At 73.6% G+C, this 16866-nt stretch carries 9 protein-coding genes; 6 read left to right on the top strand and 3 right to left on the bottom strand.

The features are described 5' to 3' along the window. Positions 1-29: 29 nt before the first annotated feature. Together C4V41_RS43155 and C4V41_RS43160 are read right to left on the bottom strand one after the other, a co-directional pair. Complete coding sequence (locus tag C4V41_RS43155) at positions 30-1193, bottom strand: pyridoxal phosphate-dependent aminotransferase (RefSeq protein ID WP_200824609.1); 1164 nt, start codon at positions 1191-1193, stop codon at positions 30-32. A 261-nt stretch (positions 1194-1454) separates the two neighbouring features. Next, on the bottom strand, positions 1455-2942 hold the full coding sequence (locus C4V41_RS43160) for a hypothetical protein (RefSeq protein ID WP_103961826.1): 1488 nt from the start codon (positions 2940-2942) through the stop codon (positions 1455-1457). A 396-nt stretch (positions 2943-3338) separates the two neighbouring features. Between C4V41_RS43160 and C4V41_RS43165 the strand changes: the two genes are divergently transcribed. Further along, entirely contained in the window at positions 3339-6539 is a 3201-nt protein-coding gene (locus C4V41_RS43165; RefSeq protein WP_160150581.1) for an nSTAND1 domain-containing NTPase, read from the top strand. After that, a complete protein-coding gene (locus C4V41_RS43170; RefSeq protein WP_103961828.1) occupies positions 6496-7221 on the top strand; it encodes a WD40 repeat domain-containing protein in 726 nt (241 codons plus the stop codon). The genes C4V41_RS43165 and C4V41_RS43170 overlap by 44 nt, the downstream gene beginning before the upstream one ends. Here C4V41_RS43170 and C4V41_RS43175 read toward each other — a convergent pair. After that, complete coding sequence (locus C4V41_RS43175) at positions 7197-8327, bottom strand: PP2C family protein-serine/threonine phosphatase (protein WP_235030747.1); 1131 nt, start codon at positions 8325-8327, stop codon at positions 7197-7199. The genes C4V41_RS43170 and C4V41_RS43175 overlap by 25 nt on opposite strands. A 444-nt stretch (positions 8328-8771) precedes the next feature. Between C4V41_RS43175 and C4V41_RS43180 the strand changes: the two genes are divergently transcribed. The 4 genes from C4V41_RS43180 to C4V41_RS43195 all read left to right on the top strand — a co-directional run bounded on the left by C4V41_RS43180 (position 8772) and on the right by C4V41_RS43195 (position 16847). Next, on the top strand, positions 8772-11492 hold the full coding sequence (locus C4V41_RS43180) for a lantibiotic dehydratase (RefSeq protein ID WP_103961830.1): 2721 nt from the start codon (positions 8772-8774) through the stop codon (positions 11490-11492). Further along, complete coding sequence (locus C4V41_RS43185; protein WP_103961831.1) at positions 11492-12943, top strand: hypothetical protein; 1452 nt, start codon at positions 11492-11494, stop codon at positions 12941-12943. The genes C4V41_RS43180 and C4V41_RS43185 overlap by 1 nt, the downstream gene beginning before the upstream one ends. Before the next feature lie 116 nt (positions 12944-13059). Continuing rightward, positions 13060-15012 (top strand): lantibiotic dehydratase, encoded by a 1953-nt coding sequence (locus C4V41_RS43190; RefSeq protein ID WP_146104000.1) that lies wholly within the window; start codon positions 13060-13062, stop codon positions 15010-15012. Positions 15013-15104: 92 nt separating this feature from the next. After that, positions 15105-16847 carry an ABC transporter ATP-binding protein gene (locus C4V41_RS43195; protein WP_103961833.1) on the top strand — a complete coding sequence of 581 codons (1743 nt, stop codon included), beginning with the start codon at positions 15105-15107 and terminating at the stop codon, positions 16845-16847. Positions 16848-16866 lie beyond the last annotated feature (19 nt).

Here is a 16866-nt window from a genome sequence, read left to right on the forward strand (position 1 = left end):
GCGTGGGACCCGGCGGGCCGGAGCGGTGTTCAGGCCGACAGCGGGTTGACGGCTCTGTGGTGCGTACCGATCACGGGGATCTCGTGCAGGCTGCCCGAGTACAGGAACTGCGTCATGCCGATCAGCAGCCGCCGTACGTCGTCCTGCGGGCGTACGACCAGGCGCAGGAACTGGCTGGTGGTGCCCAGCTTGTTACCGCACTCACGGACGTACACGCCGTGCTCGGTGAGCAGATGGTCGCGCAGAGGCACGCCGTCGTGCCCCGGCGGCAGCTTCACCAGCAGGAAGTTGCCCTGCGAGGCGAACACCGACAGCCCCGGCATGGTGCCGAGCTGCTGGAACATCGCCCGCCTGTCGGCGCCGAGCCGCCTGAGGCTCTCCTGGTACTCACCCATGAACTGCCGCATCATGAACACCACGACCTCGGCGAAGGAGTTGAGGTTCCACTTGGGCAGCGCGTCACGTACGCGCCCGGCCAGCGCCGGGTTGGCGACCATGTAGCCGAAGCGGATGCCGTGCAGGCCGAAGTTCTTGCCCAGGCTGCGCAGCACGATCACGTTCGGACGGACCGCCGCCTCGGCGGCGATCCCCGGGTACGGTTCGGCGTCCACGAAGTCGCCGAACGACTCGTCCACGATCACCAGGTCCAGGTCGATGAGCTCGTCGAGCAGGTGCAGGACCTCGTGTTTGGGCAGATAGCCTCCATCGGGGTTGTTCGGGTTGCAGATGACCGCCACCCGCGAGCCGCGCATGCGGACGAACTGCACGAAGTCGGTGACGTCGAGCGAGAAGTTGCGGCTCTCCAGCAGGGGATACATGTCCACCCGCTTGCCCGTCTCCAGCGGCTGGTCGGTCCAGCGGCCGAAGGTGGGGATCGGCACCGCCAGGCTCTCGCGCACCAGCAGATGGTCGATCCAGGTGATCAGCTCCGTGGAGCCGTTGCCCATCGCGACCGTCTTCGGGTGCAGCCCGAGCGTGGAGCAGAGCTCCTCGGTGATCGTGCCGGCGTCGCTCGGATAGAACTTGAGAATCGTTTCCAGGTTCCTCCCCAGGTGCTCGAAGATATCCGGTGTTGGAAAATATGGGTTGCAAGGTATGCAGAAGTCCACCGGGGCGCGCTCTCCTGAGGAGCTGCGCATAAGTGAGAAGTACGACGGGCTGTGCGCCTGCGCCCGCAAGAGACTGAGCTCCACGACACCTCCATGGACCACGTGTCCGATGTGTGAAGGTACGCGCGGGCGGACGAAGTGGTTCATGGTGGGCGTCCGACCTGTCCGTCCGACTTTGTCCGAGCAATGCCGGACACCCTTCTCCTACGCCCCGCGCCACGCTCGACTGGCCTCATCGACGCCGGCCAGGGAGGGACGTCATGGGCACCGGGCACACACGGGGACCGACGGATGGTGGCGGCGGGGAGTCGGACTGGGGCGAGGAGGACGGCGACGACCTTTCGCTCACTCCGGTCCGCTGAGGCGGGGGAGCACCGCGTCCGGGTCGGCCTGCAACTCGGCCTGCCAGGCCCGCAGCCGGCCCGTGCGCGGTCTGATCGGCGTGCGCGTCACCTCCGACAGCCACGACAGGGTCGCCCACGCCACCCGTACCGTCTGGTCGAAGAGCTCGCCGGGCAGGTGCGGCACCTGCGCGCGCAGACCGCCCCGAGGCGGCGGGACGCGCAGGAAGAGATCGTGCCCGTCGGGCCGCCGCGCCCGCGCCATCGACCGGGACAGCCCGTCGTAGTGCCCGGCGATACGCCGGCTCTGGCTCTCTCCGTCGTGCCGGCCGGGCGCGTAGTCGCCCTCGATCCGCCGGCCCCACCAGCGCAGGTACGCCATCGGCGGCCGCGCCGTGACGATCCTGGCGGGGGTGGCGAGCAGCGCGCGCACCTCGGGCTCCGACAGCTCGCCTGAGTCGGCGACGAAGGCCGCGGGGCGTACCAGGACGACCGCCGGCCACGGCTCGCGCTCGGCGTCGCGGCGGGCGATGTACTCGGCGACGGCCATCCAGCTCCGGTTACGGGAGCGTACGGCGTCGATGGGGAACGCCCCGATCCGGCCCGACCTGGTCACCAGGATGTTCTTCCTGACCAGCACGAACTGCCAGCCCAGCGCCTCGGCCAGCAGCGCGGCGGCCATGCCGGTGCCGTGCCTGCCGCCGAGCATCACGATCGTCCTGGGCTCGGAGCAGGTCCACGGCACGGTGCCGAGGGGGAACTGGCGGCCGCTGATCGCGCACTGGACGAGCAGGTGCGCCGGCCAGTCCGTGGCCGCCTGCCGCCAGGTCCGGCCGTCGGCGCCCTGCCAGGTGTACTCCTGGCCGTTGTTCAGGCTGCGCCGGGTCCTCGCGCGCAGCTCCAGGCGTATCAGGGCGAAGTCGTCGCGCGGGCCCCGCGGCCAGTGCAGCGCGGAGGCGGCGGCCAGGTCCGCCAGCTCCGCCTCCGGCAGCGGGCCTACGCCGGGCCGGGGCTCCAGCTCGGCCACGGTCGTCGTCGCCGCGCGGTACCGCTCACCCGAGACCACCTGCGACAGCCGGACCTCGAACCGCTCGGCCGCGGCCGGATCGTCGAGCAGGAGCTGCGCCGCCATGAGCGGCGCGGCCGGCTCGGGCCGGGCGAGCTGCGCCAGGTACGGCTCCGCCTTCTCCAGCGTGCCCACCGCCCGCCCCATCTCGTCGGCGAGCGCGGCCAGCTCGTGCGCCGACAGCTCGCTCTCCGGCAGCCACCCCATGGTGTGGAACAGCTCCGCCACCGGCACACCCGCGTACAGCCCCAGGTCGCGCAGGAAGTCGGGATGGATCGGCCGCTCGCCCTTGAGTATCCGCCGGACCAGGCTGTCGTCGCGGTCGAGCCGCCGCGCGATCGCCGCCACCGAGGTCGGCTCGCCCTTGGCCGCCAGCGCCCGCAGGCACCGCCCCGCGATCTCTCGAATGGGAATCTCCCCGGCCATCACGCCTCCATGCCAAATCGACCTGCGGAACGGGACAGGGCGGCCTTTTTGCACCTTAGGCCAATTCTTCAGAATTGACTTGGGGAACCGGGCGGGAGAGCAAAAGGATGGCATGCATGGAGGGAAACTGCGTCGCCTACGGGATTGACACCGGCATGGTCGGCTGGATCCACGATGACGACGGCTGGGAGCCTGACGGGGACAGATCGGAACCGGCTATCACCACGGAAGCCATGGAGCCGGTGGCGGCGAGGTAGGAGTCCGCATCCGGGACCCCTCGCAGCCCAGGTCAAGGCCCATGAGCGCTGGGTCCGCCCGCGTCTCCTGGCGGGCGGGCCCAGACCATTCGGGCGGGTTACACTGGGCCCTCCTATTGGCTCGCGGATAGAGAACGCCATGGCCGATGAATGGACGAGATCCGGCCGCACCATAATTGAGCGGGTCGCCACCAGAAACGGATTCGCGCGGGCGCTGACGACATTACGCGAGCGCGCCGGGCTGACCGTCAGAGACGTGGCGAGAGGGGCCGGAATTCCTGACAGCACGGCTGGGGATTATTTCGGCGGGGCGCATCTGCCGCCCGCGACCCAGCCGGATGTGCTGATACGGATACTCAAGGTCTGCGGCGTGAACGAGCCTGCCGTGGTGGAGCTGTGGCTGGAGCGGCTCGCCGAGGTCAGGCGGGCGCCGGGGCGCCGGCCCGCGGGGGCGCCGAGCCCGTATCGCGGGCTGGAGAGCTTCCAGGCCGAGCACGCCGGCTGGTTCCACGGCCGCGACCGGGTCGTCCGGCATCTCGTACGAGAGCTACGGGCCAGGGCGTCCGGCACGACGGGCCCGCTGGTCGCGGTCGGGCCGTCGGGGTCGGGCAAGTCGTCGGTGCTGCGCGCGGGGCTGATCCCGGCGCTGCGGCGGGGGGAGCTGGGAGAGGGCTCGGCCACCTGGCCCGTGATCCTCCTCACCCCCGGCACCCATCCCCTCCACACCCTGACCGCCGGCCTCACCCCGCTCGTCCCGGACGGCGGCGGGGACGCGGAAGCGCTGCTCACGCGGGCCGGAGCCGGGGACGGCCGGTTGGTGATCGTGGTGGACCAGTTCGAAGAGATCTTCACGGCCTGTGCCGACCACGGCGAGCGGCGGGCGTTCGCGGACGCCCTGTGCGCGGCGGCCGACCAGAAGGGCGGCGCCCTCGTCGTGCTCGGCGTGCGCGCCGACTTCTACCCCCACGTCCTGCGCTTCCCCCGCCTGGCCCGCGCCATGCAGGAGGGCCAGGTCGTCATCGGCCCCATGACCGAGGACGAACTGCGCGAGGTGATCGTCGGCCCCGCCAGGAAGGCCCGGCTCGACATCGAGGACGGCCTGGTCGAGCTGCTCCTGCGCGACCTGCGCCCCCTCACCGCCGAGGGCGGCACGGGCGCGGCCCACGACGCGGGCGCGCTGCCGCTGCTGTCGTACGCGCTGCTGGCCACCTGGCAGCGCAGCCGCGGCCGCCGGCTCACCGTGCCCGACTACCGGGGCTGCGGCGGCATCAGCGGCGCGGTCGCGGACACGGCCGAGCTGGCGTACGCGGAGCTCACGCCCGCCCAGCGGAGCCTGGCCCGGCGGATCTTCATCCGGCTGGTGCACGTCGCCGACGACATGGCCGACTCACGCCGCCGCCTGACCCTGGAACGACTGCTGTCCGACACCGGCCACACCGCGTCCGAGGAGCTCCAGGACGTCCTGGACACGTTCGTCGAGCGGCGGCTGATCACCGTCGGCTCCGACGCCGTGGAGATCACCCACGAGGCCCTGATCCACGCCTGGCCCCGGCTGCGCGCCTGGATCGACGCCGACCGGGCCGGCCTCATCGTGGCGCAGCAGTTCGCCGACGCGGCCCTCGCCTGGCAGCGCGAGGGGCGCGATCCCGCCTCCCTCTACCGGGGCGCCCGGCTGGCGGCCGTGCGCGAGTGGGCGGACAGCGGGCACCGGGACGAGCTGTCGTCCTCGACCCGCGACTTCCTGGCGGCCTCCATCGGGCTGGAGGAGGAGGGGCTGCGGGTGGCGCGGCGGCGCACCAGGCGGCTGCGCTCGCTGGTGGCGGTGCTGGCCACGCTCGTGCTGCTCACGGTGACGGCCACCGGGCTGGCCCTGCGCGGCCAGCGTACGCTCACCGAGGAACGCGACATGGCGGTGTCCCGCCAGCTCGCCGCCGACGCCGACCGCCTGCGGGGCAGCGATCCGGGGCTGGCCGCGCAGATCGCGCTGACCGCGTACCGGGTGGCGCCGACGGTCGAGGCCCGTTCCAGCCTGCTGAGCGCGTACGGCGGGCCGTCGGTGACCCGGCTGCTGGGCCCGGCGGGCGTGCCACGGCGGATGGCCTTCAGCTCGGACGGCCGTCTCATGGCGACGGCCGACGCCACGCTCAGGCTCTGGCGCATCCCACCGGGTTCGGGTGCGGCCGTCGCGCTCGGGGCGCCGGTCGCTACGGAGCCGTCGCGGACGCTCGTCTTCAGCCCCGACGGCCGTACGCTGGCCGCCTTCGCCGAGGCCGGGACGGTCAGGCTCTGGGACGTCGCCGACCCCGCCAGGCCCGCCCCCATCAGCGCGCCGATCACCAGCCCCGGCGGCGCGGCCCCCGCCTACAGCCCGGACGGCCGGATCCTGGCCGCCGGCGGCTCGAACGGCACCGTGACGGTCTACGACGTCGCCGACCCGCGCCGGCCCCGGCGCCTCGGCGCGCCCCTGACCGGCCATTCCGGCACCGTTCAGACGGTCGTCTTCAGCCCCGATGGCAGGCTGCTGGCCGCCGGGAGCGCCGACCACACCGTGCGCCTGTGGGACCTGACCGATCCGGCGCGGCCCGTCCGGGTCGGCGCGCCCATCAGCGGTTCGAGCAGCGTGCTGCACCTGACGTTCGCGCCCGGCGGCGCGACCCTCGCGGTGGCCGCGAGCGGCGAGGAGAAGACCGTCCGGCTCTACGACGTGACCAGGCCCGGGCGGCCCGCCCGTCTCGGCGCGCCCATCGAAGGCCCCGCCGGGCTGGTGAACTTCGCCGACTTCAGCCCCGACGGCAAGACCCTCGCGGTGGCCAGCTCCGACAACAAGGCGTGGGTATGGGACCTGGCCACCCGCCGCACCATCGCCCTCCTGCCGCACCCCGCCCCCGTGGCCGAGGCCCGCTTCCTCGACGCGAACCGCCTGATCACCACCGCCGAGGACGGCACCACCCGCCTCTGGACGCTCCCGGGACCGCTCATCACCGACCCGAAGGACACGGTGTTCACCGCCGCCATCGGCACCGACGGCCGCCACCTGCTGGTCGGCGCCGACGGCTCCGACGAGACGGTGCGGCTGTACGACATCGCCGACCCCCGCCGGCCGGCCCCGCTCGGCCCGCCGATGAGCGTACCGACCGGCCTGGGCCTGTCCGGAGCGGCGGCGCAGCGGCCCGGCGGCGGGCTCGTCGCGGCGGGCACCCTGGACGGCCCCGTCCACCTGTTCGACGTCCGCGACCCCCGGCCGGCCGATCCGGCTGGAACCCCCGCTGACCGGCGCGAAAGCCAACATCGAGTCGGTGGCCTTCGCCCCCGACGGCCGCACCGTGGCCGCGGCCAGTGACGACGCCACCGTACGGCTGTGGGACGTCACCGACCCCGGCAGCCCGGTCCCGCTGAAGACACTCGACGACGCCGGCGCCAACGTGTACGCCACCGCCTTCAGCGCGGACGGCCGCCTGCTCGCCGCCGGGAGCGGCGACAACAACGCCTACCTGTGGGACGTCACCGACCGCGCGCACCCCGTCCGCGTCGCCCCGCCGCTGACCGGCCACACCCAGGAGGTCTACTCCGTGGCCCTGAGCGGGCACCTGCTGGCCGCCGGTGGCGCCGACAAGACGGTCCGCCTGTGGGACATCAGCGACCCGCGCCGTCCCCGCCCGGTCGGCAGACCGCTCACCGGGCCCAACAACATCGTCTACTGGCTGAGCTTCAGCCCCGGCGGGGGCCTGCTCGCGGCCGGCAGCGGGGACGGCACCGTGTGGCTGTGGGACATGCGCGACCCCGCCCGCGCCACCACGTACGCCAACCTGGCCGGGCTGACCAACTCCGTGTGGATGGTCGGCTTCAGCCCCGACGGGAAGATCCTCGCCGCCGGAGGGGCCGACAAGGCGGTTCGGCTGTGGAGCATGGACGCCGAGCGGGTCGCGACGCACGTCTGCGCCGTGGCCGGCGACCCGATCACGGCCACCGAATGGAACCGGTACCTACCCGGACTGCCCTACGATCCACCCTGCCCGCCGTGACCCTGCTCGCCGTGACCCCGCCGTGACAGGGTGAGGATGGCGATGTCGTCGCGCGGGACGGTCATGGTGAAGGCCCGCAGGTCGTCGCCGAGCGCCGCGGCCAGGTTCGCCGGCGGGTCGCGGGCCCAGGCGCGCAGCCGCTCCTCCAGCGGGTAGAAGGCGCCGCCGGGGTCGCGGGCCTCGGTGACGCCGTCGGTGCACAGCAGCAGCGTCGCGCCCGGCGGGAACGTGAAACGCGCCCCCCGCCGCCGCGACGTCGTCAGGTCCGCGAGACCGAGGGGCACGTCGGGCTCGCCGAGGTCCACCTGCCGGACGTCGCCGTCGTGGATGACGAAGGGGGCGATGTGCCCGCAGTCGACCGCCTCGACCGTCTGTCCGGGGCCGATGTCCAGCAGGAGCGCGGTGACCATGCGCTCGGGCTCGCCGGTGTGCGTGGCGAACCCGTTCTGCCTGACCACGGAGTTCTCCAGGGCGGCCACGACGTCGGTGAGCGCGGCCTCCCGGTAGGCCGCCTCCCTGAACGACCCCAGCACGGCCAGCGCCGTGCCGATCGCGGGCGGGCCCTTGCCCTGGACGTCCGCGATCAGCACCCGTGTCCCGTGTCGGGAGGGGGCGACGTCGTACATGTCGCCGCCGACCATCGTGTCCTCCTCCACCGGCTGGTAGAGGCCGTCGATGAGCACCTCCGCGGTACGCAGTGGCAGCGGCCGCACGATCAGCCGCTGCAGGGCGGCCGCCGCCGAGCGCAGCCGGCGCACCTCCTCCTCGCGCCGCACCCGGTATCGGCACCCGATCACGCTCACCACGCCGAACAGCGCCGTGAACCCGGCCGCCAGCAGGTTGTCGTCCACCTCGCCGCCGAGGTAGGCGACGATCCCGCCCTCCACCAGCACGACCCACATCGAGGCGATGGCCGTCTGCCACACCGTGCCCAGGCCCGAGACGATCGCGGGCAGGAAGATCAGCAGCGGCCACAGTCGCACGGCCGTGCCCGTGGTCACGTCGAGCGCGGCCACCACCGCGGTGATGAGGACGAGGCCCACCGCGAACACCGGCGTCGTGAGCCGCCCCGGCTCGCCGCCCTGGTGCCGCTTGTCGTCCGTCACCGATCCCCTCACCCCCCATGTCATCTTCTATCAGTCCGTTTCGCCTGTCCCGCCTTCTGGCGCGCGCCCTTGACCGCACCTTGCCCTGATGCGAATGAGTGCCGTAATGGAAACCATTGTCTTAACGGCTCGGAGAATGCGCGTCAGGCGTTTTGAATACCGGCCGAATGCGCGGCTCGACGGCCGCGGTGAATGTGCGGCTGCGGGTCGCTCTGACGCTGTGTACAGGCAGGATAGGGCGAGACGCTACGCAAAGTAAACAGTGGTGCCCTTTATGGCGGGGTTTGTTTGTGTTGGCGGGTAATCCTCCGCGAGGCGCGGTCCGGTGAATTGTGAGTTCTCATTTTCTTTTAATCGGCGAACTTATTGACAGAGAAAAATGATCTTGTAAGCATCTGAGTTGAGGCGTCACCGCTCCCGATTAATGTCAGGAAAGGAAACCGCGTGATCGAGCACGACTGGACCCTGCTGCCCACCGTGGTCGTACGGAGCGCGGGGTTCCCCTGGGAGCTCGTCCTGTCCCTCGCCTACCCCAGGGCGGCGGAGACGGCCGCGACGGTCGTACGGCTGGAGAGGCAGGCCCTCGACCTGCTCGCCGACGCGCCCGCCCACGGCGCGACGAGCGATGACGCCCGCCGGGCCGGCTCGCCCACCGGCTCGGCGGGAAGCGGGCGGCTGTCGCGTGGTCTGCGCAGCCGCCTGCGCGACCTGCGCCCCCTGCCGGCCGGCGCCCCCGGCCCTGACGACTGGCTCGTCGCCTGGAACAAGGCGACCGGTCTGCTGGAGGAGGCCCGCCTCACGCTGACCGGCCTGGCGGCGGGGGACGCGGCGCTCGTCCGGGCGGCCGTGAGCGGCGTGGTGACCGACGAGCGGTTCCTCGACGCGCTCGTGTGCTCCGCGCCGGGGCTCTACCGGGAGCTGCGGCGCGGGGCCAAGGGCGGCAGGACGCGCCGGGAGCTCGCGGGCCACCTGCAGGAGCTGTCCGCCAAGTGCGGCACGTCGGGCTGCTTCGGGCCGATCAACTACGCCACCATCGAGCCCGGCCGGGCCAGCGGATACACCTGGGAGGGGCATCGCGCGTGCCCGCGGCGGGTGGCGTTCCCCGCCGCGCGGGTGGGCGAGGCGCTCCAGCAGCGCATCCTGGCCGACTCCGGGCTGGTGGCGCGGCTGGTGCCGCGGCGCAAGACGTGGGCGGGAGACGTGCTCGACGGGGCCGCGTTCGTGGCGTGGTGCGACGGCGACCGCACGCTGGCCGAGATCGCCGCCGAGTCGGGGACAGGCCTGGAACGGGCGTCGGCGGCGCTGGCCGTGGCGGTGCGCCGCGGACTGCTCACCCACGACCTCTGCCCGCCCGCCACCATCCCCGACACCCTCGGCTGGCTGCTCGAACGGCTGACGGCGGCGGGTGTCCCGATGACCCGGCCAGGACCCGGGTCACCAGGCCGTGAGGGCCGAAAACCGCCCAGCCTGTCCTGCGAGTGCGGCTTTCCCCACGGGTCCGACGGGCACTCCGCCCGGCGCGGCCCGCATACGGACGTTCCCCCGCAGGGCAGGCGCGCCCTCGCCGGGCGGCCCCCGACGGACGCCGACCTGCCCCTGGGGCGGCGCGTCGGCGAGATCGCCGAGCTGCTCGGGCAATACCCCACCGCCTCGCCCGACGTGAAGCTGGCCGTCCAGCGGCGGATCGAGGCCCTGGCCGGGGGCGGGCGGCGCGATGACCGGGTGATCGTGCACGAGGCCGCCGCCGGCACGCTGCGGGTCACGGCCGGCGAGGGGCTGGCGGCCGACCTCGAGCGCCGGGTGCCGCGCGTGCTTGACCTGCTGGCGGGGGAGGCCGAGCTGACCAGGGTGCGTACCAACCGGTTGCTCGCCGCGCGGCTCGGCGCGGGCACGTTCGAACTGTCCGAGGCGCTGCGCGCGACCGGCGACCTGGAGGTCCAGCACGACGACCGGCTCGCGGCCCGGATCGCGGCCATCGTGCGCGACGCGCCCGCCGGAGCCACCGTGCTCAACCTCGCGGGCCTGCTCGACGAGCCCGCCGCGCCGGCCGCGCCCGTGCTCTGCACGGCCGACGTCATGGTCGCCGCGCCCTCGCTGGAGGCGTACGAGCCGGGCAGGACCCCGCTGGTCCTCGGCGACCTGCACGACGGGGTGCTGCTCACGCCGTGGGCGCTGCAGTTCCACGAGGAGAGCGCCGCGTGCCTGGCCGAACGGGACACCGAGATCCGGCGGGCACTGTCGGGGTTCACCGCGCTCAACGTCATCGCGCGCCGCACCAACGGCCTGCCGCCGCTGGAGCTGCCAGGGCCGGTGCTGGAGCTCGGCGGCGTGGCGGCCGACCCGATGCGGCGCCGCATCGGACTCGACGAGCTGTACGTCCACAGCGACGGCCGCCGCGCCGTCCTGCACGCCAAGGGCATGGACGAGCCGCTGATGTTCCACAACGGCGAGCACGACACGGCCCTGCACACGGCGCTGGCCCTGCCCAGGCTCCGCCGGATCCGGCTCGGCGACCTGCCCCGCGTTCCCCGTCTGACCTGGGACAACGTCGTCATCTCGCGGCGGCGCTGGCGGGTCGGCCGGACCTCGTTCGACGCGCTCGGGCAGGCCGCGGGCGATCGCGAGCTGCTGGTCGCCATGGCGCGGCTCCGGGAGACCCACGACCTGCCGCCCACGTTCTTCGCCGCGTCGCCGCGCGAGCGCAGGCCCATCTACGTCGACACCCGCTCACCGGCCCTCATCGAAGGGCTGGGACGCCTGGCCGGCACCGCCGATCGGCTCACGGTGACGGAGGTGCTGCCCGGGCCGGAGGACTGCTGGCTGCGGGAGAAAGAGCAGCGCTTCCCCGCCGAGCTGCGCTGCGTCTACCTGCGACCCGCCCGGAGCGTCCGCCACGACCCCCGGCCGTCCCACCGCCACAGACCGGCGGCCGCGCCCGCCGGACCGGCCGCCCCGCAGCGGCGGCGGGACGGCGCGGTCGCGCGGCTGGGCGGCTCCGGGGAAGGGCCGGACGACTCGATCGGCAGGCCGGGTGGCTCGCGCCCGGCCGGCGGCGAGTGGTTCGGTCCGGAGCCGCCCGGCCTCCGGGTGACGGCCCAGCCGCGCGAGCAGTCCGTGTCCGAGGGGCGTGCGCACCCGTACCCCTGGCCTGGAGAGGGTGGTTGATGGACCTGTACGTGGTTCCCCCGTTCACCGACTTCACCACCGAAGTCGTGCCACCGGCCGGGGCGGAGGTGCTCGATCTCAACGAGCACCTCGTCCAGCGGCTCGCCGACCCCCGCCGGTTGCGCTCCGCGCGGTCGCGTACCGGGCTGTTCGGGCGGGCGGCGGCGGCCATTCTCGAACGGAAGGCGTTCGACGAGGCCCACCTGAGAGCGATCGGCACGGCGCTGCGGCTGGCCGCCGACCCCGCCGTCCGGCTCACCATCGACGACCTGGAGCTGGCCGAGGGCAGCACCCAGAGCAGCAGGGACGTGCTCGGCGCGGCCGACCGGTGCGAGCTGTTCGGCCCCGAGCTCGGCCTGGCCGCCGAGGCCGCCGCGGGGCGGCGGGCGCACGTGGTGGTGGACGCCGAACAGCAGCTCCCGGCCGCGTTCGCGCTGGTGCGGGCGCTGGGGGCGCACCGGGTGACGCTGTGCGGGCGGCTGGTGGCCGAGCAGGTCGCGGCGCTACGCCGGGTGCCCGCGCTGGCCGGGGTCGAGTGGCGGGAGCGGACACCCGAACGGGTGATCAGGCCCATCTGGTACGCCCCGGCGGCGGCCTCCCTCACGGGCACCGGCGTGCGCGGGACCTCCACGGACGGTGGCTTCTCGCGGCCCGTCGAACCCGTGCGCTGGCTGACCGGCAAGGACCAGCCGCCCGCGACGGGTCCGTGGGCCGGGTGGCTGGACGCGGCGCGGGTGGCGGCCTTCCCGCCGGAGGCGCTGGGCCGCTGCCGTGGGCTGACGATCAGCATGACCCGGATCGACTTCCTGGCCGCCGTGACCGGCCTGAACGGCATGACCGTCAACCTGCGGCGGCTGCTGGCCGCCCTCCCTGCCGAGGTACCGGTGGCCTGCGAGCTGGCCGTCGGGGCGCCGGGGATGGCCGCCGGTGTCGTGGGGGAGTCGCTGGAACTGCTGGCGGACGGGCCCGGTGGGGTGCGGGCGGCCGGGCTGCGGCCGTACCGGATGGGGATCCGGTCGGTGTGGGCCGGGCAGAGCGTACGGTTTCCGCCGCCCGCCGCCGATGACCTGGCCCGATGGATCGATTTCGCCGCGCCGGAGACCATGGGGGCGCGCGAGGTACGGACCCTGATCGGTCACTGGCGCGACCGGCTCCCCGGGTTGCCGCCCGGCCGCCTGGCCGCCTGCTCCATCGCCGGTGCGCCGTCATCGCCCGCGTGTGTGTGGGATCCGTGCGCGGAGGTGGTGGCGGACTCGGGGCCCGACGGGCGGGAGACGTTCGCGGTGAGCCTGCGTTCTGGGCGCTCGTTCCGGCTCCACCAGGGCCTGGTCGCGCCCGTCTCCCGGCTCGCCGCCGCCGACCCCCACGCCCTCGACGGCCTCACCGCCGGAGCCCGCGCCTGGCTGACGACCGGCCTGGCCGAGGCCGGTGTGCTGAGGGGGCGGGGATGAGCGGGCTGACCTTAGGTCCTGCGGCGGCACACGGCTTCAGAACGGAAGGCGGTGGCCAGAACGTGACCTGCGGCTGTGGCGATCAGGGTGTGGCCGGTGGTTGTGGCGACCCGGACATGGCCGCACACCCGGGTGACCGGGACGTCCCCGAGGGTCCTGATGGCCAGGGCGTGGCCGGCTGCTGGGATGGCGAAGGGGGGGCCGGAAGCAGTGGTGAGGGCTCGTTCGGCGGGGACGGGCTCTCGTGGCGGGTTCCGGTCGGTGGGGGAGAGGTGGTCGTCGAGTTGTATCCGTGGGCGGGGGTGCGTACCACCGGGCTGCCCGTACGGTTGCTGGACGGTCTGGGGCATCCCGATCTGCGGCGGCTCACCGAACGGCTGCTCGCCGCCGACCGGCGGTTGTCGGCCGAGCGGGACCTGTTCGAGCGGAGTGCCGCGCCCTTGCGGGATGCGGTGCTGCGCCTGTCGGCTGACCAGCGTGCTCTTGCCCGGCGGTGCCTGAAGAGCGTGCGGGCCGGTGCACCGCTGAGCGGTGACGAGATTCGGCTGCTGGACGCGCTCGGGCTGGCCGAGCGGGTGCGGCGCTGGCAGTCGGCCGTCGTGGCGGCGGGCGCGGCGCGGGCCGCCGCCAGGAGCGCGCACGCCGCCGCCCGGCTAGCCACCCGGCGGGTCGTCGCCGAAGCGTATGACGACGATGTCGTACGGCACGCGGTCTTCCTCACCGACCCCGACTTCTACCGGGCCATCGCGAAACGACCTTTGGCCCGGCGGCCGGGGGACGGCACGGCGCGACGGTCACGACTGCTGACCGCCGCCGCCCACCGTCACCTGCGCCGCTTAGTTGCCAGTGCCGGCGGCCCTCTGCTCTACGCCCGCTTCGACCAGGAAAGCCCCGATGCGCCGCAGGTAGGGGAGTGGCCGGCCGTCGAGGGGCGTGAGGGGCGTGGTGTACGGGCTGATCGTGGCCGCCTGGTCGGGCCATCGAGGCTGGACAGGTGTGAGGGGTGTGAGGCCCACGAGGTGCGCGAGGTGTCCTGGGCGGCCGAGGTGCCGATCGGTGAGCAGTGGCCGGGCGAGGCCGGTGAGCAGCGGCTGGGTGCGTGCGATGAGGAACGGTCCAGCCGGTTCGGGGAGTTCGGGTCGAGGGCGGGTGGTGAGGAGGGGTCGAGCCGGTTTGGCGGGTGCGGGTCGAGGGCGGGTGGTGAGGAGTGGTCGTGCGGGCACGATGAGCGGGCGAGCGGGTCTGACGGACCGTCGGCAGGTGCGTCCGGTGAGCGGGTGGTCATCGGGGAACCGGCGCTGAGCCGGTTGCGGGAGGCGCTGTCCTCGGTGCTGCCGCTGTGGTGCCTGGCCGACCGGCTCGCCCGGCGAGGGGACGCGCAAGTGCTCCGCGACGTCCTGACCGGGCTCGCCGCCCAGGCCCGCCAGGCGGAGGTCATCCGGCTGAGCGGCCGGGACGTGGCCGCGGCCACCGCCGCGCTGTGGGCAGACGAAGGGCCAGAGCCCGGACTGCCCGGGCCCGAGCTGATGGCCGTGGGTGCGGACCTGAGCCAGGCGACCTGGCTACTGGCCGGCCTGCACGACGACGGCCCAGCCCGGTGCGACGGTCTCGTCGGCGGGCGCGGCGGCTGCCCCGTTCTGCCGTGGGTTGGTCTGGGTGCTCACACTCCGCGCATCATGATCGACGATCTCGTCTACCAGCGGGCCCGCTGGCGGTTTCCCCTGCCCGAGGAGCGGGGTGCGGACGCCTTCGACCGGTGGGTGGTCTTTCACCGGCGATGTCAGGAGCGCGGCCTGCCCCGGTACGTCTTCGTTCACCACCCCGCCGACCCCCGCCCCCTCTACATGGACCTCTGCGACCCCCTCGCCGTGGAGGACCTGGCGAGACGTGAGCCGGCCGAGGTGCTGGTGACCGAGATGCTGCCCGGCCCCGAGGCGGGAGGGCTCTGGTGGCGGGGAGTGGACGGCGGGGCGGAGTGCGCTGAGCTGCGGTTGAGGTGCCGGGTCCGGCCCGCGCACGACGTAAATCGGTTGCCCGAAACGCGGAAAGGTGGTGATAATCCCGGCTGAAGCAGCCCACGAATCAAGGAGGTCCCCGATGCGGGGAGCGTACGTGTCCTTCCAGCGCACAGAATCCTCCATTCCAAAGGGCATGACGCTTCTTGAGACCGTTCAAGCATCGGACCACACCCCATAACCCGTCCGTCCTGCGCCTGCTCCGTCCCGGACGGCGCTCCGCCGCGGCGCTGGCCGCGGCCGTGGCCGCCGCCACCGCGCTTCCGCTGGCGGCACCCCAGATCACCCGGCGCTTCGTCGACGACGCCATCGGCGGCGCCGGACTGCGGCACCTGACCCTCATCGCGCTCGGCTACCTGGTGCTCGCCGTCGCGGGCCAGGCCGCCAGGACGGTCACCGCCTGGCTGGCCGGCCGGCTCGCCTGGGACGGCACCAACCGCCTGCGCGAGCGCCTCGCCGGGCACGCGCTCGGCCTGGACATGGACTTCCACGGAAAGCACACCCCCGGCGAGCTGATCGAGCGGGTGGACGGCGACGTCGTGGCGATCGCCGACTTCGTCATGGCGTTCCTGCTGGACGTGGTGGCCGGCGCGCTGCTGCTGGCCGGCGTGATCGTCATCGTGTTCGCCGTCGACTGGCGCATCGGCGCCGCGCTGCTGGCGTACTGCCTGGTCATCGGGTACGCGATGGCGCGGGCCCAGCGCCTGGCCGTCCCGTCCGCGGCCCGGGCCCGCGCGGCGAACGCCACCCTGTACGGCGCCCTCGAAGAGCGGCTGGCCGGCGCCGAGGACCTCCGGGCGAACGGCGGCGGCGAGCACACCGTGCGGCGCTTCCACCAGATCAGCGCCGACCTCTGCCGGGCCGAGAAGCGGGACGCCCGGATCGGCACCATGCTGCTGGCGGGCACGTCGGTGGCCTTCGCCGCCGGCACGGCCATCATGCTCGGGCTGGCCGCCTGGACCGTCGAGGCGGGCACGCTCACGGTGGGCACCGCCGTGCTGCTCTTCCAGTACACGCTGATGGTACGAGCGCCGTTCGAGCGGCTGATCGACCAGATCAGGCGCTACCAGGCGGCGCTGGCCGGGCTCGCCCGCATCGGCGCCCTGCTGGCCGAACGTCCCGCACTGGCCGCCGGCTCGCTGCCCCTGCCCGCGACGGGCCCGCTCGCCCTGCGCCTCGACGGCGTCGGCTTCACCTACCCGTCGCTCTCCGGCGAGCAGGTCCTGTCGGGCGTCGCGCTCACGCTGGCCCCCGGCGAGACGCTCGGCCTGGTCGGGCGGACGGGCAGCGGCAAGAGCACCGTGGCCCGCCTGGTGCTGCGCCTCTACGACCCCGTAGAAGGCACGGTACGCGTCGGCGGCGTCGACCTGCGCCAGGCCGACCCGCTGTCCATCCGCGCCAGGGTCGGCGTCGTCACGCAGGACGTGCAGCTCTTCGCGGCGAGCGTACGGGACAATCTGACGCTGTTCAGGACCTCGCCCGGCGACGACCGCCTGCGCGAGGCCCTCACCAGGGTCGGGCTCGGCGACTGGCTGGCCGGGCTGCCCGACGGGCTGGACACCGAACTGCGCGGCGTGTCGGCGGGGGAGGCGCAGCTCATCGCGTTCGCGCGAGCGTTCCTCGCCGACCCCGGGCTCGTCGTGCTCGACGAGGCGTCCAGCCGGCTCGACCCGGCCACCGAGCGCCACATCGAGGAGAGCATCGACCGCCTGCTGGCGGGCCGGACCGGCGTGATCATCGCGCATCGCCTGTCGTCGCTCGCCCGCGTGGACAAGATCGCGGTCCTCGACCACGGCAAGGTCGTCGAGTACGGCCGCCGCGCCGACCTCGCCGCCGACCCGGACAGCAGATTCGGCCGGCTGCTCGACCTGGCAGGGGTGAGCCGGTGAGGCCCGACGGGAATGGACG

The sequence above is a fragment of the Nonomuraea solani genome (assembly GCF_900108335.1).
GTDB lineage: Bacteria > Actinomycetota > Actinomycetes > Streptosporangiales > Streptosporangiaceae > Nonomuraea > Nonomuraea solani.